A 23113-nucleotide genomic window follows, 5' to 3' on the forward strand; every position below is an offset into this window, starting at 1 on the left:
ATAGGCGGCGACCCGATTCACGGCATGAATTTCATTGACGTACTCAGCCGATTCCAGGACGACCCGGACACCTGCGGCATGGTGATGGTCGGCGAAATCGGCGGCAGCGACGAAGAACAGGCCGCCGAATTTATCAAAGCCCATGTCACCAAACCGGTGGTCGGCTATATCGCCGGCCAAACCGCTCCGCCGGGCAAACGTATGGGCCACGCCGGCGCTATCGTCACTGGCGGCACCGGTACTGCAGCAGGCAAGATCGCCGCGATGGAGGCGGCGGGCGTGCATATGGTTAGTTCGCCATCGGACATCGGCGTCGCGATGCGGGATTGTTTTTAACGGACGACTCCCGCCAAACAAAATGAAGAGGTGAATAGATGATTAACGTAGCATTAGAATCATTGAGCGTGGAAGAAAAACTCCAGATGATGGAGTCTCTTTGGGATAGTTTATTAAACCTGACTAGTGCCATCGACTCACTGAACTGGCACGGCGAGGTTTTGGCCGAGCGAGAACAAGGCGTCAGCAACGGCACAGACCACTTCGAATCATGGATAATCGCCAAAGAAACGCTTCGTAATCAATTGATATGAGAATAGAAATACTTCGTTCCGTCCGGGATGACTTGGCTGCGGGGCGACGTTTTTATAAAACACAAGCGCAAGGCATAGGCGATGACTTTTTGGATAGTTTGTTTTCGGTTATCGAATCATTGTTGATCAATGCGGGTGCCCATTCTATCCATTTCGGCAAATACCTTCGACTACTGTCCCGGCGCTTTCCTTTTGCGGATTATTATCGCGTTGACAGCCGGATTATTCGCATCTATGCGGTAGTGGACTGCCGCCGCAGTCCAAACTGGCACAAAAAAATTCTATCTCCGACTTCCTAATGTCCTTAAAAATCGCTCTCGCCCAACTGAATTTCAGCGTTGCAGACATTGCGGCCAACAGCGCAAAGATCATTGCCGCCGCCGAACAGGCTAAACAGCAATTTGCCGATATCATCGTGTTTCCGGAGCTATGCGTCACCGGCTATCCGCCGGAAGATTTATTACTCCGGCAAGACTTTATCCGACAAACACAGCGGGCCGTCGATTCGTTAACCAAGCAACTGCACGGTATCGACGTGGTGATTGGGTATCCCCGGCGAATCGGACAGTATCTTTACAATACCGCGGCTGTATTGCGTAACGGCCAAATAATCGCCGAATATCATAAGAACGTACTGCCCAACTACGGCGTATTCGACGAACAACGCTACTTTACGGCCGGCCAGCAAACCTGTTTGTTCAGCAACGGGAACACCCGGCTGGCACTAACGGTTTGCGAAGACATCTGGCAACCCGGCATCATCGCCAAAAATCGCGACGCCGGCGCCGACATCATTCTGACCTTAAATGCCTCGCCGTTTCATGCCGGCAAAATGCAGCAGCGCGAAGACGTCGTTTGCGCCCAAGTCAAAGCAGCCGGCGTACCGTTGGTTTACGTCAACCAAATCGGCGGCCAGGACGAACTGATATTCGATGGCGCCTCGTTTGTTGCCGATAGCCGGGGCGAGATAGTGTTTCGTGCCGAGGAATTCGCCGAACAGCTCGGCATCGTGGCGTTTAGCGATAACGTCCCGCAACCGACCGGCATCGCGCCGCTCTATCAACCCGTGATCAGCGAGTACAAGGCCTTGGTGCTGGGTATCCGGGATTATGTGCGCAAGAACGGCTTTCATGGCGCGATTTTAGGCTTGTCCGGCGGCATCGATTCCGCCTTGGTACTGGCTTTGGCCGTGGATGCGCTGGGGTCCGATAAGGTGGAAGCGGTGCTGATGCCGTCCCGCTATACCCAGGACATGAGCAACGAAGACGCCAAACTGGAAGCCGAAGCCTTGGGCGTCAAGCATCACATCATTCCTATCGAACCGGCCGTGAATGCCTTTAACGATATGTTGGCGCCACTATTTACCGGCAGTAAAAAAGACACTACCGAGGAAAATATCCAGGCCCGCTGCCGTGGCGTGTTACTCATGGCGCTATCCAACAAACAAGGCAAATTATTGCTGACTACCGGCAACAAGAGCGAAATGAGCGTCGGCTACGCCACCCTATACGGTGACATGGCCGGTGGCTTTGCCCCGTTAAAGGACGTGTCGAAGTTATCGGTGTACAAGATAGCCGAGTTTCGCAACACGATTTCCGCGGCGATTCCGGAACGCGTCATCACCCGACCGCCTTCCGCGGAACTTGCGCCGGATCAGAAAGACGAAGATTCTTTACCACCGTATGCAGTACTGGATCCGATTTTGGCTTTATACATTGAACAGGATAAATCCGCCGACGAGATCGTGGCCTTGGGCTATCCCGTAGCGGCGGTGAAACGTGCTATCAGCCTGGTCGATCGCAACGAATACAAACGCCGCCAATCGCCCCCCGGCATTCGCATCACCCACAGAGCCTTTGGCCGCGACGGCCGTTACCCGATATCTTCGGCTTATCGCGGTGCCGCCACCCTTATCGAGGAGTAAATCATGCCTTTAATACGCCCGCTATGCATTGCCGTCGGTCTGCTACTGTCCGGTACGAGTCTGGCCCGTGAAATCAACGTGCCGGTCCCCATGGATTACCGCTTGATCCGCAATGTGCTGATCACGCAATTATTTACCGGCCCCGGTCAAACCGCCCGTTTATGGAAGGACGGCAAGGACTGCAGTTTTCTGGATTTATCCAATCCGCAAATTGCCGGGGAGAATGGCCAAGTAAAAATAGACAACAACGTACAGGCTCAATTCGGCGCCAAAATGGGCGGTAAATGCATGACGCTGGTGAAGTGGAGCGGCATTCTGGAAACCTTCCAGAAACCCACCCTGGATAAATCCGGCAATGTGTTGAGTTTTCCGGTTACCAGCACCAACGCATTCGACAGTAACGGCCAAAAGCTCAACATCAATCAACTGCAAGACTTGCTGCAGCAAGTAGTCGCCCCGCGTCTGGCCGATTTAAAGATCGATCTGAACGACTCCCGCGACGATATCATTAAAACGCTGTTGCCCTATGTGCCCGTGGAAGATAGCGAACAGCTGCATGACTCGGTCAACAGCTTGCGGTTTAACAGCGTTAAGGTCGACAGCAAGGCCATAGTTCTCAGCTTGGGCTTTATAGCTAACGTCAAACCCGCCAATACCGCCCCCGTGGCCACCTTGAACGCCAGCGAGTTACAGCAATGGCAAACCATCTGGCAAAACTGGCAAACGTCCCTGGACAAAAGCATAGACCAGCTTCCGTTAAGCGGCGATTTAGCCGAAAATCGCGACACCCTGCATGCCGTTTTACAAAAAGCCGGTCTGGCGTTCGAGCAAGGCTTGAGTAGCGACCACGCGGAAGGCAACGACCCGGTGCGGCTTTTTATCAACGAATCCTGGGATGAACTGGCCCCGTTATTGCGCGCCGTGTCCAAACAGCTTCCTGGCGCCGAAGGCCTGCGTTACCTGACCTTGATCGCCGCTACCGACCTGATGTACGAACTGGAGTCGATAGGCTCGCCTTTTGGCCTGGAAATTTCCGCTAACGGCTTACGCAAAATCGCCCGAAGCTATATCAGCCATCAAACCGGTCAAAGTTGATCGGCAATCAGCCAGGCAGCGCTCGAATCTAATCCGTTGATTATTTTGCTGCCTTGTTTTAAACCGCCCTGTAGCAGGGAAACGCATTTAGTCGGTCAACACCGTCCCGGCTATGCCACAATAAGCACCGGGCTAGAGATTCGTTTGTAAACCCGTAGCGCGCGCTCCACAAGAGAAAGCCGCTAAATTGAATACAAACGAACCTCTAGTCCTGTATGGGTAGGTAACATGCTACCCATCATGGTTTACTATTTTGTGGTTTTGCAGAGGAGTCAATATGCGCACAATCAGACAACCGTTCAAACGAATTCTAACCCTTTCTCTCTTCCTTGCCGCCCTTTCAGGCTATCACCCGGCGTTTGCCGAAACCGGCAAGGCGGACGCCGACACTCACCATGGCCACAAAAGCCTAGACTGGCCGGGCATTTATAAGGGCCTGTTACCCTGCGCGGATTGTTACGGCATAAAAACTTCGCTGGCGCTGAACAAAAATAATACCTATATCATGATTTACCAATACGCCGGCAAGTCGCCAAGGGACTACGTGGAAAAAGGCAAATTTACCTGGGGTGAAAAGCAGGATACGATTATCCTGACCCCACGCAAAGGCAACACCGTAAGACAATACTTGATCGGCAACGATACCCTGACCGAGCTGGATAAAGACGGCAACCTTGTCTCGGGCGAACAGGCCAGTCGCTATGTTTTACGTCGCCAGGATGTAAGCTCGGAGCCACCCTCGCATTCAGGTCATTAACAAGATGTCGAGAGGACTTTAACCGGCTATCATGCGCGCTAGCCACGCCCCTGTTGAACGCCTAGTTGCAAGGCGGCACTTTAACTGGGTTGATGCTGGTAGCCATCGGTATTTTTTTCCACCCAGCGCTCCGCGCCGGAAGCCAGCACTTCCTTTTTCCAGAATGGCGCACGGCTTTTCAGGTTTTCCATGATAAAACGGCTGGCGTCGAAAGCATCGCCACGCTGCGCGGACCACACCGCCACGACCACCAGCACATCTTCCGGCTTGACCAAGCCCACCCGATGTATCACCAAGCTTTCCAGAATGGGCCATTGTTCTTGGGCTTGCTCGACGATGTGTTGCAACTGTTTTTCGGTCATGCCCGGATAATGCTCCAGAAACATACTACGGACATCATCGCCTTGATTGAAATCGCGCATGCTACCCACAAATACACTGGTGGCGCCGTATTTGCCGGCCAGCTTCGCCAAGCCGGCCTGATATGAGGCTATTTCTTGCCAGGGATCGACGGCAGCCTCGCAAAGCCTGATCAACACATCAACCTCCGGTAACCGGCGGAAAAAATGCCAGTACATCGCCATCCAGCACCAAGACATCCAAGGCTACGTAATCCATATTCACCGCGGCCAACACTGCGTCGGGCATAGCAAAATCCGGATTCAGTTGTTGCCAAACGGCGTGAACCGTCAAAGGATAAGTTATTTGTAATTCATCTTCGCTACGGCCGACACTTTCTTTCAAACTGGCAAAATAGCGGACTTTAATCGACATGGTTGTTTACCCGATAATACAATGTAAATTTTTCATCATAAGCTAAGATCATGTCCCAATCACATCTCACTCATTTTAACAACGCGGGGGAAGCCCACATGGTGGATGTCGGCGCAAAGGCCGTCACACAACGGGTGGCGGTGTGCGAAGGTATGATTGAAATGTTGCCGGACACTTTAGCATTGATTATGACGGGCGATCACAAAAAAGGCGATGTACTGGGCATTGCCAGGATTGCCGGCATCATGGCCAGTAAAAGAACCGCGGACTTGATTCCGCTTTGCCATCCCCTGCCGCTGACCCACGTGGAAATTCAGCTGCTGCCGCAACCTGAGTTTAACCGGGTACATTGCCTGACCACCGTAAAAACCAATGGCCAAACCGGGGTGGAAATGGAGGCGCTCACCGCAACCCAAATTGCCCTGCTGACGGTTTATGACATGTGCAAAGCGGTGGATCGCGGCATGGTTATACAATCGGTGCGCCTACTGGAAAAAAGCGGCGGCAAATCAGGTCATTGGCAACGCGGCGAAAATTAACCAAGCAATTTATTCCTCGCTTTTATTCTGCTCCCGATGAATAATTTTTTCATCGATGGTTTTATGCAACAGGCGCAACAAATTCGCGGAACCGTCTTCGCCGAATTCCAGCTGCTCCGGCTTACTCAGCGCAACGTTAACTACTATGCCCAAAATGTCTTCTTTTAAGCGCACGGTATATTCGGCTTCCGCATAATCGTTATTAAAGAACACGTCCAATACCCTTGGTTCCCGACCATTGGTGTCCGGATCGTAACGAACCTGAAGCCGGTTTTCCTCGCGGTTTTTATCCAATACTTCGATATTGCTGATTTTCAGTGCCACCACCACCATTTCCCAGGCCCGATCCGGGCGGGTTTTCAGGGTCAACAGCGGTTTTTCGCCATCGTCCTTAAAATCCATCAGATTTTCCAGCGGCGATGTGCTGGCGGCTTTGGGGTGTAAATCATCAGGCGCTACCGCCGGTTGCGCATGAGTATGCTCAATCGGCAGCTCCGGCGGTAATTCCAAATGGTGCGTGTCGCGATACCTGTCCGAGGTGTCCGCGCAACCAAACAAAAGCAGCATAGGCAAACCGACTATCAGGTGTTTCGACATATTTGTTACTCGCAAAAAAAGCGTCGGTGTTCAAGAGCGGGGAAAGCGGCGCGCATTTTTTCCAGGCGGTTTTTATCGATATCGGCGGATACATAGCCGGGCCCGGTTTTATAGCAATCCAATACTACCCCCCAAGGATCAACGATCATGCTATGTCCGTAAGTCTGCCTGCCGTTGATATGAAAACCGCCCTGATTGGGCGCAATCACATAGCACAGGTTCTCGATAGCACGAGCTCGTAATAACACTTCCCAATGCGCGGCGCCGGTTTTGGAAGTAAATGCCGACGGTATCACGATGATATCCAGTCCTTTACTGGCCATGGGACGAAAAAACTCCGGAAAACGTAAGTCGTAACAAACCGCGATGCCCACTCGGCCGAAAGGCGTGTCGATGACGCAGGAGCCGTCGCCGGCTTCCACTGAATCCGACTCCCGATACTCTTCGGCGGTATCCGGCACACTGACATCGAACAAGTGTACCTTGTCGTAACGCGCCATCCGCTGGCCTTGGTCGTCGTACACCAGGCAGGCCGCGCGCACTTTGTTGTCCGCCCGAGCCGCCATCGGCATGGTGCCGCCGATCACCCATAATGCGTATTTTTTAGCCACGGCGGACAAAAATTCCTGAATAGGCCCCTGACCATCGGTCTCTCGAACGTTGACTTTGTCGTATTCGTTCATGCCCATGATGGCAAAATTTTCCGGCAGGGCTACCAACTTGGCGCCCGCGTTTGCAGCGTCGGCGATTTGTTTTTCAGCTTCCAAAAGATTGGCGTTGACTTGCGGGCCTGACGCCATTTGAATCGCTGCGCAGATTGTCATAGTTGATCCTTTTGCTAGTTATTATTATTTCACGTGCCAGGACCGAAGCCGCAACCGGCCATCGTCTTATTCCGTGATGGAATTCAGCCAGCCGAAATCGGTCAGGCCCCGCCAGGTTTTTTTCAATAAACCATCTTCATCATGTAACGGCGTTACTTCGATATTGCCCCAGGCCCCCGATAATTGATACTGCGAACCGAAGAAATAGCCTTCCCTATAATCGTCGGTCACAACCTGGGTAATGATGCTGGCGATACCGCCGACGATTGTACCAGCAATGGGCACGGCGTCGGAACTCTTGGGCACGACCGCCACGCGCTGATCCAGCGTCTTATCGGCCAGATTAGCGTAGCCGGCCAGATAAAAATTGGCCGCCACGGCATCCACGGTCAAATCCTCGGTATATGCCAGCCCATCCTTGATTTTGATGTGTCCCTTGATTTCATCGAAAGCCAAACCCTGCCGGTAAACGTCGCGGAAATCCAGGCTCAGCCGTTTCACCCACTGTTCCATGGCGATTAAACCCAGCAAACGGCCGAAACCGGGCTCTATACTGGAAATTCGGCCGTCTTTTAAATCAAGTTGCAACAAGCCATTTAGACGGGACAGAGAGAACTGGTGCGGCCCGCCGCGCCAGCCGCCCTTGAAGCCGATATCGGCCGTGGTCTCCTTGAAATCGTCGCTAAAGGCCAACCGAGACAACAAGTCGCCAAACTTGTCGGCCTGCAGCGTGCCCTTGATTTGGGTAACGGTACCGGTCGGTTGCTTTAACCAGTCGGCGCTCAGATTGATTTTACGTTTACCGCCTTGTAATTGAATGGTCTTGAAGTGAATGCCATTGCTCACCCGTTCGGTCTGCAACATTAGCGCGCCCAAATCTACTCCGCGCCATAATAACCGAACGCTATCGATATCGATCAAAGGCAACTCGGTAACCACCTCATCGGCACTGTCCAGATTAAACTTGTCCATGGCCGACAGGTTCAGGAAATCCATATTCAGCTTGATACGGTTATTCCCGCTGAGTTGTTCGGGTACGCTAAATCGCCCCTTGGCCATATTGCTGTCGATACTGCCCTGCCACTGCTTGTCGGCAAATTGCATTTGACATTGAAAGGCCCCCAGTTCCTGGCCTTGCCAAATCAATTGTTCGGTATCAATAGAGACTTCCTTTACCGCCGGAAAACGGCTGGCGGCATTCTCGCTATATGCACCGACGGCCTGCGATAAGTTAAAACTGGGTTGCCGAATATGCAGTTTCAGACCTGCCGCCTCAAACCGGCTGGCCTGACCCTGGCCGAAAACGATGTGCCCCGACTGTAATTTTTCCTGCTTTTTATCGATTAGGAAATAGCCGCTAAGTTCGCTAGCGTAGCGCAGTTCCAACGGTAAGTCAGGGCCTTCTTCAAATTGAAAATTCAAACTTAGCGGCCGTTCTTCATTGGCCGCTTTACTGAGTTGCGGCTGACTATCGATACTGACGCCTTTCAGATTAGTGCCGATACGCAAAGAACCGGGCAAGGACGGCTGGTACGGCAGGATCAGTTTGCCGGTATAGGCAAATTTACCTTTGGCAGCATCGTTTTGCAAAAAACTAAATTGCTTTTCCAGTTTTTCGATACTGGTAACGCCGTCAATGTCCAGATAGGTGGCTTGCGCATCGCTACTCAGCCGGCCTTGAATCGGATAGCCCAAGCTGCGGGCGTCTAATCGGCTGCTGCTAATGCGATCCTCGGTAAACGTCAAAACACCTTTTATGGCATCCACATTTAGAGCAATGGGTTTTACGGTCAATTGAGCACCATCCAGGTGCGCATCGACCTTGACTTTGACCGGATCGGTTTCGTAATAAGGAATCTTTAAATCCAGATCCACTCTAGCCTTCCCGGCGCCGTTGATCAGATCCACGACAGGGTCTATTTTAGGCTTCAAGGGTGATTTTTGCAGAAAAGCCAGGCTGTCCATGAATTTGGCCTCCACCTGTCCGCGGACATACACATGTTCACTGTCGGCCAGCGCGGGAATCGTCACCACGGCTTGATCGATGTCGACTTTCTCGCTGCGACCTTCCAGTATCGCCACCTGCAAATCTTCACCCAAAAACTGTACATCGGCGTAGACATCCTGCAGATGCGGCCAGTCTTCATTGAATTGAATTTCGCCGTTTTCGATGGCAAACACGGTTTCAAACAGGCCTTGGCCATTTAGAAACGGAAATTGATCCAACGCACCTTTCACGACCAGCTCGCCGCGCTTGATTTGCCCGCCGATAAATGCATCGTCCAGCCACTCGACAGCCCCCTCCCCCATGATTTTGGCGGGTAGATATTTGGGTACTTGGCTGATGTCGTTAAATTGGCCAAAGGCCAGCGTAAAATCCAGAATAGGCGACGCTTCGCCTTTGGGTAACCATAAATCCAGCTGGGCAACACCGGTAAAGTCGGCGCTATCGACTTCCAGATTGCGGCTGCGGAATTGCCAAGCTTGAGCGGTTTGCCACCAGTACAGGGTTCCACGTAGCCGTTTGACATCCAACGGATTTCTAAACCAGTCCGACGCATCGAATTGGGCGCTCCGGGTATCCAGCATGATTTGCCCGTACTGGTCGGTCAAGCTGATTTCGCCGCTGACATGCTTGATTTGCGGGATAGCGCCGAAATGTTCCACACCCAAATCGGTAAAACTACCGCGGACGGCATAGCGCAGGAAATCGCTGCCGACAAACACGCTGACATCCTGCAAACGGCCTTTAGGATTGAGGGCCAGGTAATCGGCATAATCATGGTCGATCGGTATCAATAACGGTGCCAGATACATCGCGGCCGGCAAATCCAGTTGCTTGATGACGGCCGACAAATTACCCCGCGGATCCTGTTGCAGATAAAAAGCCCCATCCGGCCAGCGTTGCTGATTGGCAAACACATTCACATCATAGCCGGCCAAGCGCCACTGGCCGTCGTTGTCGCTCCAACTAAAACTACCTTCGAAGGTATCCATGGCCAAAGGTTTAGCTTGGTTTTTGCTGATTTTGACCTGTTGGGCCTGCAGGTACCCGTCTATCTGATAAGGACTGGCATTACGCCATAAACTCCAGACCCGAATATCCCCGGCTCCGGATTGCAGATTGAAACCCAGCGGTAAATCGCCGGTAACCAGGGCCGCCGCCTGCAGGTCGGTACCCTCCAGGTAGATTTGGCCGGCAAAATTATCCGGCACGAAAATATTGCCGGTGATATGCGCTGAAATACGCAAGCTGTCTCCGTATTGCTCCGGAAGCTTGCTGAGCAGGTGCACTTCGTGGCTTTGGTCGAAATAATGGTTTTTCAGCACCAAATCGAAGCGGTCGAAATGTACCGGCGTGCCATGGCGTTTCAAATCCTGCCAAGTGATTTGACTGTCCAGAATTTCGTATTTTCCGCCCTGCAATAGCCAAAACGGCGGTTCGTCGCTGGCCTGCAGGCCTTTGAGAATGAAGCTGCCGTCTACCTTGCGGATGATGCTGATATTGGCGCCCACCAAGGTTACCCGGCAGGCCGACAACCAATCCCGGCTAAGCAGTAAATCCAGAAAATCAATCCCCAAGCGAATTTCTCTGAGCTGAATATCCGGCTTGCTTAATGGATCTTCCGCCTCGATACTGATGCCCTTTAAAATAACTTCCGGATTAAAGCCGCGCATACCGGCTTCCAATGAGCCGATATGTACTGGAATGTCGGTAATCTGGCGAATTTTTTGCTCCAGTTCCACCTGATAATCATCGATGTCGGCCAGAAAAATTCGGGCAAAGCTCATCAACATGGCCACTGCAATCAGCGACCAAAAAAATAAATGGCGAGTAGCGCGGGTAATATGAACGATCACAAAATTTAGAGGCTACAGCAATACCACGTCATAATGTTCCTGATTATATTCGGTTTCGGCGCGTATCTTAATCGCTACCTTCAGAAACACCTCCAATTCGGCCAACATATCGGCTTCCTCGTCCAGCAACATTTCCACCACCTGTTCGGACGCCAACACCAAAATTTGCTGTACGCTATATTGCCTTACCACCCGGATGATTTCACGGAATATTTCCAGACAAATCGATTCGGAGGTTTTCAGTACGCCGCGACCGCCGCAAGTCGAGCAGGGTTCGCACAAGATGTGCTCCAGGCTTTCCCGAGTGCGTTTACGGGTCATTTCCACCAAACCCAGCGCGGAAACCTCGGTAATTTTGGTTTTAGCGTGGTCTTTGTCCAGATTACGTTGCAATGCGGTCAACACCTGTTTTTTATGGTCTTCGCTCTGCATGTCGATGAAATCGATGATAATGATGCCGCCCAAATTGCGTAACCGCAGTTGGCGGGAAATCGTCTGGGCCGCTTCCAAGTTGGTTTTGAAAATGGTTTCTTCCAGATTGCGGCCACCGACATAGCCGCCGGTGTTGACGTCCACCGTGGTCATCGACTCGGTCTGATCGAAGACCAGGTGTCCGCCGGATTTGAGTTTAACTTTGCGGTCCAGCGCTTTGGTGATCTCGTCTTCGACATTATAAATATCGAATACCGGCCGCTCGCCGGAATAATGCTCTATCACCGGCACCACCTCCGGCACGAATGTCTCGGCAAATTCCACCAAGCGCAAAAAGGTTTCCCTGGAATCGACCCGAACCTTCTCGATGCCTTCCTTATATAAATCGCGCAGGGTGCGTACACTCAGCGGTAAATCTTCGTGGATCAGGGATTTGACCTTGGCTTTCTTGCTCTTATCCAGAATGGATTCCCACAACTTGTGTAAAAATGTCATGTCTGAAAACAAGATCACATCTTCCACGCATTCGGCCGCCGTGCGGGCAATAAAGCCGCCGGGCACCGTGTGTTTTTGCAAATAACTTTCGATACAAGTCCGCAGGCGTAGCCGTTCATCCTCGCATTCGATACGCTGCGAGACTCCGGAATTAGCCGCATAAGGCATATAAACCTGAAACCGCGACGGGATGGAAATATCGGTGGTCAGTCGCGCACCTTTATTACCCAAAGGGTCCTTGGTGACCTGCACTACGATTTTCTGACCTTCTTTCAGATAGTGTTCGATGTTTTCCGAACCGTCGGCCAGTTCCTGACTGTTAAAGTCAGACAAGTGCAGAAACGCGGCCTTGTCCAAACCGATATCCACAAAAGCGGCCTGCATGCCGGGTAACACCCGGCACACCTCGCCCTTATAGATATTACCGACCAGGCCTTTTTGGCGCAGCCGTTCGATAATCAGTTCCTGCAACACGCCGTTTTCAATCACCGCTACCCGGGTTTCCGGGGGGGTGACGTTTATTAAGATTTCCTCACTCATGCGATGACTTTAATCCCTTGTTTGGCTAATAATTGTGCGGTTTCAAACAGCGGTAAGCCCATCACGCCGGAAAAACTGCCTGTAATTGATTCGATAAAAATACTGGCCACGCCCTGAATGGCATAGCTACCGGCCTTATCCCGCGGCTCGCCGGTCTCCCAGTAGGCGGCGATTTCCGCCAGACTCAAGGGCCGGAAAGTCACCTCGCTGACGCTGACGGCCTGCCAATGATTGTCTCCACGCAATGAAACTGCGCTATACACTTGGTGCGAACGGCCGGATAGTTGCATCAACATCGCTACGGCATGCTGTTTATCTTCCGGTTTCCCCATGATTCGTCCATCGCAAACCACGCTGGTATCGGCTGCCAGTACCGGCAGCTCGTCGTTACGTAAGGCCCGGCAGACGACGGATTTTTCAGTTGCCACCCGCTCCACGTAAGCCAACGGCGATTCGTGCGACCATGGCGTTTCGTCGATATCCACTGCTTGAATGACATGGCAAATGCCGATTTGTTGCAATAATTCGCTACGGCGCGGCGAGGCGGAGGCAAGCACAAGTTGTGGCTTCATACGCTTAACGGTGATAAGGGTGATTATTCATCAGACTCCAGGCCCGATAGATTTGTTCAGCCACGATGATACGCACCAGCGGGTGAGGAAATGTCAACGGCGACAGGCTCCAGGATTCTTGCGCCATATCCCGGACTTGTTGCGATAAGCCTTCCGGTCCGCCCACCATCAAGGCCACCGGCTGACCATTACCCAGCCAACGTTGCAGGGCTTTAGCCAAATCGGCGGTAGTCCATGGTTTGCCGGGTATATCCAGGGTTACCACATGGGCCCGGGACGGCAAGGCGCTCAGCATGCGCTCGCCTTCTTCCTTGGTAATCCGGGCAATGTCGCCGCCGCGGCGCTTATCCGGGGCAACTTCTTTCAACACCAGTTCGCATTCGCGCGGCAACCGTTTCGCGTATTCATTATAGCCTTGCTTCACCCAGTCCGGCATTTTGTTGCCGACGGCGATCAGATGAATTTGCATGGTTTAACCAGCATGCTGGAGACGGGTATGTTCAAATCCTGAAATCGATGCTGTCATGGAAAGCTTGTTGGCCCCTGCCTTATAAGTCTAATTTTATGGGCGGTTAGAGTACACGATGCGCGGAGCTTTGCGAAATCAAACCCGTAATATTTTCGGGCCCATTCCCAGCTATAACAACGTTATAAAAAAAGATCGGCTTAAATAAATCGGTTCAAATAAACCGTTTTTTGCAAAATTGGCCTATTTCAACCAAATGCCATTAAAATACACCCAACACGACTTCAACTTCTTTTAACCATGGCAATATTAAGCGCTCTGCTTTGGACCCCGGCATTGGGGGTACTGCTGCTGGCCCCGATTTCCGGGCAGAGACATGGCTTAATCAGGCAAATCAGCTTGGCGGCGACGGCAGGCGCGTTTCTGCTTGCATGTTATTTACTATTCAGCTTCAACGCCGCCGACAGCGCCATGCAGTTCAGCGAGTTTTATCCGCTCAACCCGAAGTTGGGTAGCGCTTACGCCTTGGGCGTCGACGGCTTGTCCATGCCTATGCTGGTGTTGGCCACTCTGCTGAGTTCCATTGCCTTGCTGGCTTCGTTTTCTATCCGTGAAGGCGTCAAGGGTTACCACATCTGCGTACTGTTACTGGAATTCGGCATGCTGGGCGTATTCATGGCTCAGGATTGGGCCTTGTTTTACATTTTCTGGGAAGTCACCCTGATCCCACTGTTTTTTCTAATAGACCGCTGGGGCGGCAAGCGTCGGCATGCGGCCAGTCTGAATTTTGTACTCTACACCATGGGCGGTTCGGTGTTTATGTTGCTGAGTTTATTGGCCATCAGCCAATACGACCTGGAGCATCAAGGTTCGATGATGGCTTCCATGGGCCAAGCCGCACAGAGCATGCCGGTGCTGGAACAGGTATTGGTATTGCTGGGTTTTTTACTCGGTTTCGGGGTAAAAATGCCGATTTTTCCGCTGCATGGCTGGCTGCCGCTAGCGCACGTGGAAGCACCCAGCCCCATCAGTATTTTACTATCGGGCATCTTGTTGAAAATGGGGGCTTACGGCTTGCTGCGCACGGTGGTCATGCTGCCGGTGGCGGCGCAATTACTGCAACCGGTTTTATTATTCTTGGCACTGTTCGGCATGATTTACGGCGGACTGCTGGCCTGGCGGCAGCGGGATTTAAAAGCCATGGTGGCCTATGCATCCTTGAGCCACATGGGTTTGGTATTACTGGGTATCGCCACTCTGAATCAAACCGGCTTCAGCGGGGCCATTTTACAAATGACCGCCCACGGCCTGATTGCCGGCGGACTATTTTTGCTGGTCGGCCTGTTATATGAACGCACCCATACCCGCAATATTCTGGATTACAGCTCACTGGTGCAAGTCATGCCGCGCTTTGCCACCTTTACTACCCTAACGCTGTTGGCGGCGATGGGTTTGCCGGGCTCGGTGGGTTTCATCTCTGAACTGCACACCTTGATCGGCGGCTTTCAACAATGGGGTGGACTCATGGTGTTTTTTAGCCTGAGCATCCTGATCAGCGCAGCCTATGCCATGCGCACCATCGGCTTACTGTTTACCGGCCCGGTCAAACCGCAGATGCAACGCATTGCCGATCTGAAACCGGTCGAAATGATGGCATCCGGGCTTTTAGTGGGCTGCATTGTTTTGTTCGGTCTATTGCCTGCGCCGTTGATTGAATTGTCTACTGCCACGGTAAGCCGAATGATGGTAGTGATTGGAGAGCGCTTGCCATGAGCATCCACTCACCGGCAGCGAACAGCCCCTCGCCCCGCCAAATTATCCTGGCTGCCATTGAACATTTGGACCATGTTTTGCCTGGGCAAGGGCCGATACACGATTTTGTGCACCATAATACCCTGCATGGTTTTCAGCATTTGCCATTTGAGCGGGCCTTGGCCGAATTTACCGCGCTGACCGGCATCGCGTGTTATTTGCCCGCCGAACAATTTCGGGCGTTTTACCAGCAGGGCCGCATCACCGATGAGGATATCGATGCGACATTAGAACAGCAGTTTGGTTTGGACGGTTGGCCGGAACCCGCCGGCGCGGGCCACACAGGCATCGGTTTAAAACAACTTTACCGACTAGCCTTGCTGCACGACCTACCCATCCTCAACCCGGCTCAATTGCAATGGCAACTTCAGGAAACCCCGACGCTGCAAACCAGCGAATTATGGACGACCATACTAGGTAAACTCGAATTGAGCGGTCCCGATACCCATCCCGAACAAGCGCTCGATTTAAGCAGCGAACAAGCCGAAGCCTGGCTATTGGGCGACGAAAAGACCGGGAAGTACGCTGCCAGCCAGCGCATGCGGCAACAAACCCAGGACGAGGTGCGGGCATTATTTGCCCAAGTCGGTGAAAACCTGAGCTTGCGCGGTTTAATTCAGGCCTTGACGGGCATCGACACTTTGGACAGCGTGAGGTCGCAATTGATACGCTGGTGCGGGTCCTTGCTCGATGAAGGACTGGCGGCTTGGCGCTTGCCGGATCGGCAGAACCTGGGGTTATATGCCACCTGGCGACAAACCGCGAGATACGATCTGTTGCCGGTATTTCAGGAACTGGCCGGCTGGCAATCGGTACTGGCCGCGCTGCCCGAAGATTCGCTCGACGCCATCATTCAGCAACTGGAGGCCGTGGCCATCCCCGAACAACGCTGGGCGGGTTATTTACAACGCCTGGCCTTGGAGCTCCCGGGTTGGGCCGGACTGATCAACTGGCGGCAAACCCATACCGACTACCGGACGGAGCGGGCAAGCCGGCCCTTACTGGCGGATTATCTGGCCATTCGCCTGGTTCTGGATCGGCTGTATTTACAACCCATTTGCCATACCCACTGGCGCTGTCCGGTAAAGTTGGACAAGTTACAAGCCTATTTCCACAAACACAGCGCTGAATGCCTGGTCAGGCAAGCGCATTTTGCGGCGGATTTGCCGGAATATTTAGCCCAAGCCACGCAAACCTTGTTGGCCGACAATTCGGATAATCCACGTGATTGGCGGCTCTTAGCCGAACGCATGTGGATCTGGCGGCAAAGCCCGCTGGCCGATCATGCCGGCCATATCAGCGCGGGCAATCACGGCTGGCGATTATTTCATATCTGTCAAAAGTTGGACTTGTCTACGGCCGATTTGCAGCATGTCGGCAAGCAGCAACTGCTGGCCTGGCTGACCGCCATCGATGGCTTTTCCGCACTGCAACGCAACACGGTCTGGTTAAATGCCTACGAAAGACATTATCAGTACGAACTGTTACAAGCCGTGCATACCAATCACGGCCGCGGCCGCTGGCTGAACCGGGACAGCCGGCCGCAGGCGCAAATTTATTTTTGCATGGATGAACGCGAGGAAAGCTTTCGCCGGCATCTGGAAGAATTAAATCCGGCTATCGAAACCCTGGGCGTGGCGGGATTTTTCGGCATCGCCATGAATTATAAAGGCTTGGATGCCCACAATGTCACACCGCTTTGTCCGGTAGTGGTGACGCCTGCCCATCAAATTAACGAAGTGGTTCAGCCCGAACAACAAAAACAATTGGCTGCTCACCGCAAAGGTACGCAACGGGCGGAAGGCCTATCCTATCAGCTTTACCAAAATATGCGCGGCAGCCTGATCCGGGCCTATCCGTTGGTTTATGCCCTGGCGCCAGTGCAATTACTGCGTTTGCTGGGCAAGTCATTGTGGCCAACCGGGCAACGGTTGCTCGAACAGGCCTGGCAACGCTGGCTGGTACCCAGGGTGGCCACGCAACTGCACTTTACCGCCGCCGACACAGGGCCGACCGCGCCAGCCGCGCCAAAACTGGGCTTTACCGACCGGGAACAGACCGAACGAGTGGCGGGATTCTTGAAAACCACCGGCCTAACCCATAGCTTTGCCGGTATCGTGGCGCTGATGGGACACGGCTCCACCAGCCAAAATAATCCGCACGAAGCGGCCCACGATTGCGGCGCCTGCGGCGGCCGCCAGGGCGGCCCGAATGCACGGGCATTCGCGGCCATGGCCAATCGACCACAAGTAAGGCAATTATTGACCGAACTCGGCATTGCGATTCCGGATGATACCTGGTTTGTCGGCGGCCAGCACGATACCTGCAGCGACAGCCTTACCTGGTACGATTTGGACAGGATTCCGGATCACCGCCTGGATGAATTTAGCCAATTCAAGACCAGCCTCGAACAAGCAAACAGGTTGGCCGCCGCCGAACGCTGCCGGCGGTTTGCCTCGGCCGGGCAACCGGCGTCCGCAAAAGCGGCCATCCGGCATGTACAAAACAGAGCCATGGATTTAAGCCAAGTCAGGCCTGAATTCGGCCACGCCACCAATGCAGCGGCCTTCATCGGCCGACGCTCGGCAACTCAAGGGGTGTTTTTCGACAGGCGGTTGTTTTTGATTTCCTACGACCCCAGTCAAGACCCCGAGGGGACGATTCTGGAAAACATCTTGCTGACCGCCGGCCCGGTCGGTGCCGGGATTAATCTGGAATATTATTTTTCCAGCGTGAATAATGAAAAGCTCGGTTGCGGTACCAAGATTCCGCACAATGTCACTGGTCTGTTCGGCGTTATGGAAGGCACCGGCAGCGATTTACGCACCGGCTTGCCCTGGCAAATGGTGGAGATACACGAAGCCATGCGTTTGCAGATCGTGGTGGAAGCCAAAACCGCGGTGTTGGAACAAATCTATGCCCGCCAACCCGACTTGCAGGAATTGATCGGCGGCGGCTGGGTGCACCTTTCCGCCAAAGACCCGGACAGCGAGCATATTTTTGTATTTCAACGCGGCACCGGCTTTGTGCGCTGGCAGCCGCAAGACAAACCGCTGCCGTTACGCGACCATTCTCCGGATTGCTATCGCGACACCACCGCGGCCGTGTCGCCTATGTTGATCAAGCAGCCGCAATCCGTAGGAGTAACCAGTTGATGGATGCCTGCTGGATTGCCCTGCTGCCCTTGTTACCCTTGCTGGCCGCCGTGTTGATAGGCGGGCTGCATTTTTTCAATTTCATCAGTGGCGAACCGGATGAAGCCGTTACTAGCCGAATCAGTTTGACCGCTATCGGTTTGGCGGCACTATTGGCCATTGCCCTGCAGATCGCCGGTTTTTACGGCCAATTAGCGGAACAACATGTTTTAGGCAATTGGCTTAATAGCGGTCGCTTCAACATCACTGTTTCATTTCGCAGTTCCGGGTTTAATCTCAGCCTGGCAGCCTTGTTTTCCGTGCTCTTGCTGATCGTGATGCGGTTTTCGGTCAATTACCTGCACCGCGAAGCCGGTTTTCATCGCTTCTTTTTCATTCTCAATCTCTTCGCGGCGGCCATGTTGTTGCTGGTGTTAGCCGGTAACGCAGTATTGACCTTTGCCGGTTGGGAACTGGCTGGGGTTTGTTCCTATTGGCTAATCGCCTATGCATACGACAGGCCGATTGCTGCGCATAACGCCACCCGGGGTTTTGTCACCAACCGGGTGGGCGACGGCGGATTTCTGCTCGGCATCGCCTTATCCCTGATCTGGCTGGAAAGCGCCGATTGGCAAATCATCAATCAAAGCGCAACCGATTTGACTCCAGGCGACGCCACTCTGTTAGCGTTGTGTTTTGCGCTGGCGGCCTTTGCCAAGTCGGCGCAGGTTCCGTTTACGCCCTGGCTGGCGCGCGCCATGGAAGGGCCGACCCCATCCAGCGCCATTTTTTACGGCGGCGTGATGGTACATGGCGGGGTGTTTTTGCTGATTCAATTGCAAGCGTTATTTACGCAAGCCCCGCTGGTTATGCTGTTGTTAACGGCGATGGGCGGCGTTACCGCCGTTTACAGCTATTGGGCAGGCTTAAGCCAAACCGACATTAAAAGTTCGCAGGTTTACGCCTGCTCGGCCCAGTTGGGTTTGATGTTTTTGGAATGCGGCTTGGGTTATTGGCAACTGGCCGCTTGGCATTTGTGCGCGCACGCCGTGGTGCGCTGCTATTTATTGCTAACTGCTCCGTCGATTTTGCACGCCACCCACGGCCAGCCCATTCGACCTGTGCCGCAGGGCTGGGCCGATTGCCGCTGGGCATTCGTGATTTCATTGCAACGCGGTTGGCTGGAGCCGGCGCTGGATTGGATGCTGGTAAAACCGGTTCAGCAATTAGCCAAGGATATGCGCAACATCGACGACCGCATTATCGATCCGATAATGGGGATACCGGCCCCTGCCATCAAAAGCATTTCTTCCTTGGCGCAATGGGAGGAGCAAAAGTTGGGGGCTAAGCTGGACAACGACATGGATAGCTTCGCCCGCGGCAGCGGACTGGCCGGAAAATTGGCGCAATGGACCGCGGCCCTGATGAGCTGGTTCGAATACCGCTTTATTTTGCGCGGTATCGGTCGGGACTCCATCAGCTGGGGGCGACGACTGGGACGGCACGCCAACCGCTTCGAGCATTTATTATTGAGTCCGCGCTATCTGATCTTGTTTGTATTGATCACCCTGATGGTAGCCTTGGGATACGCGCCATGACCGATATCGTATACTGGCACGCAACCATTTTCTTTCCGTTATTAACGGTGCTGACCCTGGTGCCGCTGTTGACGATGGGCCTGGTGCTTTTCAATAAACCCTCCTATAGTCTGAATCTGGGCCTAAGCGGCGCACTGTTGAATTTGGCGCTGAGCATTTATTTGTTACGGGTGTTCGATTCGCAAGCCCCCGGCATTCATTTGGCCGAAAGTGTCGACTTTCTGGGCCTGGGTTATCGGGTCGGCGTGGACGGTACCAATATTTTGTTCGTACCCTTAACGGCCGTTTTAGGCTTGCTGGCCTTGGTCTACACCACGATTACCCGCCACCGTAACGACAGACTGTTCGTGGCCTGCTTGCTGGCTTATCAGGGCATTTTGATCGGCGCCTTCGTGGCCTTGAACGCCATGCAGTTCTGGTTTTGGTGTTTGCTGGAACTGCTGCCGGTGGTATCACTGACAGTGTCTGCCGGCACCGGCGAGCGGCGTAATCAGGTGATCAAAACCGTATTGCAATACTGGCTATCCGGGCTGGGAATGAGCTTGGCCGGATTTTTACTGCTGAGCATGGGATTAATGCAGAGCGGCTTGGATTTTAGCTTCGACTGGCTGACTTTAAAGCACCATAATCTGGCCATTCCACATGAAACGCTGATTTTCATCCTGTTGTTTTTCGGTTTTGCGGTACGCATGCCCTTGTTTCCGTTTCACGCCTGGCTACCGTTACTGGCCGAACACGGCACCGCGGCCAGTGCGGCGATTTTTTTACACGGCCTGAAACTAGGCGTTTACGCGCTGATCCGTTTTATCCTGCCGCTGGTGCCGGGGGCGGCCGAACATTGGGCGAGTTTCGTGGTGAGTCTGGGCTTGCTGGGGATTTTTTACGGCGCCCTGTTGGCGTTGATGCAAATCAACATGCGCCGCTTGCTGGCCTTTGCGGTAATCAGCCATACCGGCATGCTGGTGATTGGGGTATTCTCGTTCAACGATTTTGCCTTGGAAGGCAGTATTTTGCTGTCGGTGGCTTACGGTTTGGCCACGGCCGGCATGTTGTTCAGCATAGGCCTGATTTACGAGCGCACCCGCACGTCGTATTTGCCGCGTCTGGGCGGCTTGTTCGAGAACAATTCGGCAATTGGCTTATTATTTTTAATTTCCGCGCTCAGCACCATGGTCATGCCGGGCACGCCGGGTTTCGATGCCGCCCATTTGCTCATCGAAGGCGCCATTGAGGAACACGGCTGGTTGATCGCCATTGCCATTTTGATCGGCAACGTCATGGCCGCCGGATTTTTGCTCTGGGCTTTTCAACGGTTGTTCATCGCTTATCCCAGGCGAAAGGTGCAACCCTACAGCAGCATCCATCATCCGGTGTTTCAGGAACGCATCATTGCGCTGGCGATTTGCGGTTTGCTGATGGCTACCGGCTTTTATACCACCCCCTGGCTGAAATTCATCGACCAGGAAGCCAGCGAAATCGGCGAACACTACCCCGAACATCACAGCCACCATGCTAACGAACCAGGCCATGACTGAGCATTTTCCGTTGTTATCTCTGTGTCTGATCTGGCCCTTGCTGGGTGCCTTACTGTTGGGATTGGTAAATAACCCGCTGCAGGCCAAACGGCTGTGCTTGCTGGTAGCCGGCGCCGAATTGGTATTCAGCCTGCTGGTAGTACTAGGCTTTAATCCGGATTTCGGCGGTTTCCAATTCCAGGAAGATTACTTGTGGATACCGAACCTGAATGTGCATTATCTGCTGGGTGTGGACGGCATTTCGGTATTGTTTTTACCGATGACCGCCTGGGTGACCCTGATGGCTATACTGGCCGGCTGGAATAGCGTACAGCAGCTCAACCGCTTTCATCTGGCCTTGCTGCTGGTGCTGGAAAGCATCACCATCGGCGTGTTTACCGCCTTGGATCTGCTGTTGTTTTTCCTGTTCTGGGAATTGACCTTGCCGCCGTTGTTTTTTTTGATCGGTTTATGGGGCATGGGTGCCGAACGTCGTTACGCGGCGATGAAATATACTTTATATATGCTGTTCGGCGGCGTACCGCTGCTGTTCGGGATTATTCTGCTGGCGCTTAATCACGCCCAGCTGACCGGTGGTACCATGCCGCAAGCGCTGACTTTTAGCTTGCCGATCTTGTTGCAGACACCGTTAGCCAACGATTTGCAAAACCTGATCTTCTTTTTATTGATGTTGGGGTTTGCGGTGAAAGCGCCGCTGATGCCGTTTCATACCTGGCTGCCCACGCTAGCCATGGAAGCACCGGCCCAAATCACTGCCCTTTTAACGGCCTTGAAACTGGGGGTGTACGGCATGGTGCGCTTCGCCATTCCCTTGGCGCCGGTCGCGGCCACCGAACATCGCTGGTTAATGGCCATTATAGGCAGCATTACCTTGGTTTACGCCGGGCTGATTGCCTTGCAACAAACCAATCTGCGCCGTTTGCTGGCCTATTCCAGCATCAGTCATGTAGGCTTGGTGTTGGTGGGCGTTGCTTCACTGACCCTGCAAGGTTTGCAGGGGGCGATCATGCAATTATTGAATTTCAGCGTGGTGGCCGGCAGTTTAATGCTGCTAGCCGGCATGCTGCAACAACGCCTGGGTAGTACCGAGTTAGTGCACCTGGGAGGTTTGGCCAAACCCATGCCGCGATTAACGGTATTATTTTTTCTATTTGCCTTGTCCAGTATCGGCGTACCGCTGACCAACGGTTTCCCGGCTGAATTATTAATTTTGCTGGGCACGTTACAAAGCTTTCCGGCCCTGGCGCCGGTGGTGTTATTTACCGCAATCGTTGCGGCGGCCTACGTATTGGGCTTTGCGAGGCGAGGCCTGTTCGGCCCGATCACGCTGCAAACGGTTGCCCGCTTACAGGATCTGCGCCCTCGCGAGATATTCATTTTGGCGATTCCGGCCTTACTGGTGTTATGGCTGGGGTTTTATCCGCAATGGTTGCTCAATCAACAGGAGAATACCTTGACCTTGTGGTTACAGCGTGTATATCAACCGACGGTATGGATGGCGGACGGCTTTTTTGCCGAGCGTGTGTTTGAGCCGCCCCCCGTTAATTAAACGCACATGGCCGGGAAAT

At 53.3% G+C, this 23113-nt stretch carries 19 protein-coding genes and 1 pseudogene; 12 read left to right on the top strand and 8 right to left on the bottom strand.

Going from position 1 to position 23113, the window contains the following annotated elements; translation table 11 throughout:
* From M0R33_RS11195 to M0R33_RS11220, 6 genes and pseudogenes are all read left to right on the top strand, one after another.
* Positions 1–336, top strand: a pseudogene (locus tag M0R33_RS11195) (succinate--CoA ligase subunit alpha); the annotation flags it as partial.
* Positions 337–374: 38 nt separating this feature from the next.
* Positions 375–590 (top strand): addiction module protein, encoded by a 216-nt coding sequence (locus M0R33_RS11200; RefSeq protein WP_292568799.1) that lies wholly within the window; start codon positions 375–377, stop codon positions 588–590.
* Entirely contained in the window at positions 587–889 is a 303-nt protein-coding gene (locus M0R33_RS11205; protein ID WP_292568801.1) for a type II toxin-antitoxin system RelE/ParE family toxin, read from the top strand. The genes M0R33_RS11200 and M0R33_RS11205 overlap by 4 nt, the downstream gene beginning before the upstream one ends.
* Positions 889–2514 carry an NAD+ synthase gene (locus M0R33_RS11210; RefSeq protein ID WP_292568802.1) on the top strand — a complete coding sequence of 542 codons (1626 nt, stop codon included), beginning with the start codon at positions 889–891 and terminating at the stop codon, positions 2512–2514. The genes M0R33_RS11205 and M0R33_RS11210 overlap by 1 nt, the downstream gene beginning before the upstream one ends.
* Before the next feature lie 3 nt (positions 2515–2517).
* Positions 2518–3609, top strand: coding sequence for a hypothetical protein (locus M0R33_RS11215; protein WP_292568804.1), 1092 nt, complete (start codon positions 2518–2520; stop codon positions 3607–3609).
* A gap of 277 nt (positions 3610–3886) precedes the next feature.
* The gene (locus M0R33_RS11220; RefSeq protein WP_292568806.1) at positions 3887–4366 is read left to right on the top strand and encodes a copper resistance protein NlpE; all 480 of its coding nucleotides are present in this window, start codon (positions 3887–3889) and stop codon (positions 4364–4366) included.
* 80 nt (positions 4367–4446) lie between these two features.
* Here M0R33_RS11220 and M0R33_RS11225 read toward each other — a convergent pair whose 3' ends face one another.
* Both M0R33_RS11225 and M0R33_RS11230 read right to left on the bottom strand, forming a co-directional pair.
* Positions 4447–4905: a molybdenum cofactor biosynthesis protein MoaE gene (locus M0R33_RS11225; protein ID WP_292568808.1), complete on the bottom strand. Its 459-nt coding sequence runs from the start codon at positions 4903–4905 to the stop codon at positions 4447–4449.
* A gap of 1 nt (position 4906) precedes the next feature.
* Positions 4907–5140 carry a MoaD/ThiS family protein gene (locus M0R33_RS11230; RefSeq protein WP_292568810.1) on the bottom strand — a complete coding sequence of 78 codons (234 nt, stop codon included), beginning with the start codon at positions 5138–5140 and terminating at the stop codon, positions 4907–4909.
* Positions 5141–5190: 50 nt separating this feature from the next.
* Here M0R33_RS11230 and moaC point away from each other — a divergent pair, with 50 nt between their 5' ends.
* Entirely contained in the window at positions 5191–5679 is a 489-nt protein-coding gene (moaC, locus tag M0R33_RS11235; RefSeq protein ID WP_292568812.1) for a cyclic pyranopterin monophosphate synthase MoaC, read from the top strand.
* 9 nt (positions 5680–5688) lie between these two features.
* On the opposite strand, the gene M0R33_RS11240 is transcribed toward moaC, so the two are convergent.
* From M0R33_RS11240 to rlmH, 6 genes are all read right to left on the bottom strand, one after another.
* On the bottom strand, positions 5689–6276 hold the full coding sequence (locus M0R33_RS11240) for a hypothetical protein (RefSeq protein WP_292568814.1): 588 nt from the start codon (positions 6274–6276) through the stop codon (positions 5689–5691).
* A gap of 5 nt (positions 6277–6281) precedes the next feature.
* Entirely contained in the window at positions 6282–7100 is an 819-nt protein-coding gene (locus tag M0R33_RS11245) for a carbon-nitrogen hydrolase family protein (protein WP_292568816.1), read from the bottom strand.
* A gap of 66 nt (positions 7101–7166) precedes the next feature.
* Complete coding sequence (locus M0R33_RS11250) at positions 7167–10961, bottom strand: YhdP family protein (protein WP_292568817.1); 3795 nt, start codon at positions 10959–10961, stop codon at positions 7167–7169.
* A 12-nt stretch (positions 10962–10973) separates the two neighbouring features.
* Complete coding sequence (rng, locus tag M0R33_RS11255; protein WP_292568819.1) at positions 10974–12428, bottom strand: ribonuclease G; 1455 nt, start codon at positions 12426–12428, stop codon at positions 10974–10976.
* Entirely contained in the window at positions 12425–13000 is a 576-nt protein-coding gene (locus M0R33_RS11260; RefSeq protein WP_292568821.1) for a nucleoside triphosphate pyrophosphatase, read from the bottom strand. Before M0R33_RS11260 ends, rng begins: the two co-directional genes overlap by 4 nt.
* Before the next feature lie 4 nt (positions 13001–13004).
* Complete coding sequence (gene rlmH / locus M0R33_RS11265) at positions 13005–13469, bottom strand: 23S rRNA (pseudouridine(1915)-N(3))-methyltransferase RlmH (RefSeq protein WP_292568823.1); 465 nt, start codon at positions 13467–13469, stop codon at positions 13005–13007.
* Between the two features lie 297 nt (positions 13470–13766).
* On the opposite strand from rlmH, the gene M0R33_RS11270 reads away from it, so the two are divergent.
* Genes M0R33_RS11270 through M0R33_RS11290 form a run of 5 tightly spaced genes read left to right on the top strand, consistent with a single transcriptional unit; the run spans position 13767 to position 23094 of the window.
* Positions 13767–15239, top strand: coding sequence for an NADH-quinone oxidoreductase subunit M (locus M0R33_RS11270; RefSeq protein ID WP_292568825.1), 1473 nt, complete (start codon positions 13767–13769; stop codon positions 15237–15239).
* Complete coding sequence (locus M0R33_RS11275) at positions 15236–18433, top strand: DUF2309 domain-containing protein (protein WP_292568827.1); 3198 nt, start codon at positions 15236–15238, stop codon at positions 18431–18433. Before M0R33_RS11270 ends, M0R33_RS11275 begins: the two co-directional genes overlap by 4 nt.
* On the top strand, positions 18433–20010 hold the full coding sequence (locus M0R33_RS11280) for a proton-conducting transporter membrane subunit (RefSeq protein ID WP_292569086.1): 1578 nt from the start codon (positions 18433–18435) through the stop codon (positions 20008–20010). Before M0R33_RS11275 ends, M0R33_RS11280 begins: the two co-directional genes overlap by 1 nt.
* Positions 20007–21545, top strand: a complete 1539-nt coding sequence (locus tag M0R33_RS11285; RefSeq protein ID WP_292568829.1) for an NADH-quinone oxidoreductase subunit M — start codon at positions 20007–20009, stop codon at positions 21543–21545. The genes M0R33_RS11280 and M0R33_RS11285 overlap by 4 nt, the downstream gene beginning before the upstream one ends.
* Entirely contained in the window at positions 21538–23094 is a 1557-nt protein-coding gene (locus M0R33_RS11290; RefSeq protein ID WP_292568831.1) for an NADH-quinone oxidoreductase subunit M, read from the top strand. Before M0R33_RS11285 ends, M0R33_RS11290 begins: the two co-directional genes overlap by 8 nt.
* Positions 23095–23113: the final 19 nt, after the last annotated feature.

Source organism: Methylomonas sp., assembly GCF_023228165.1.
Classification (GTDB): domain Bacteria; phylum Pseudomonadota; class Gammaproteobacteria; order Methylococcales; family Methylomonadaceae; genus Methylomonas.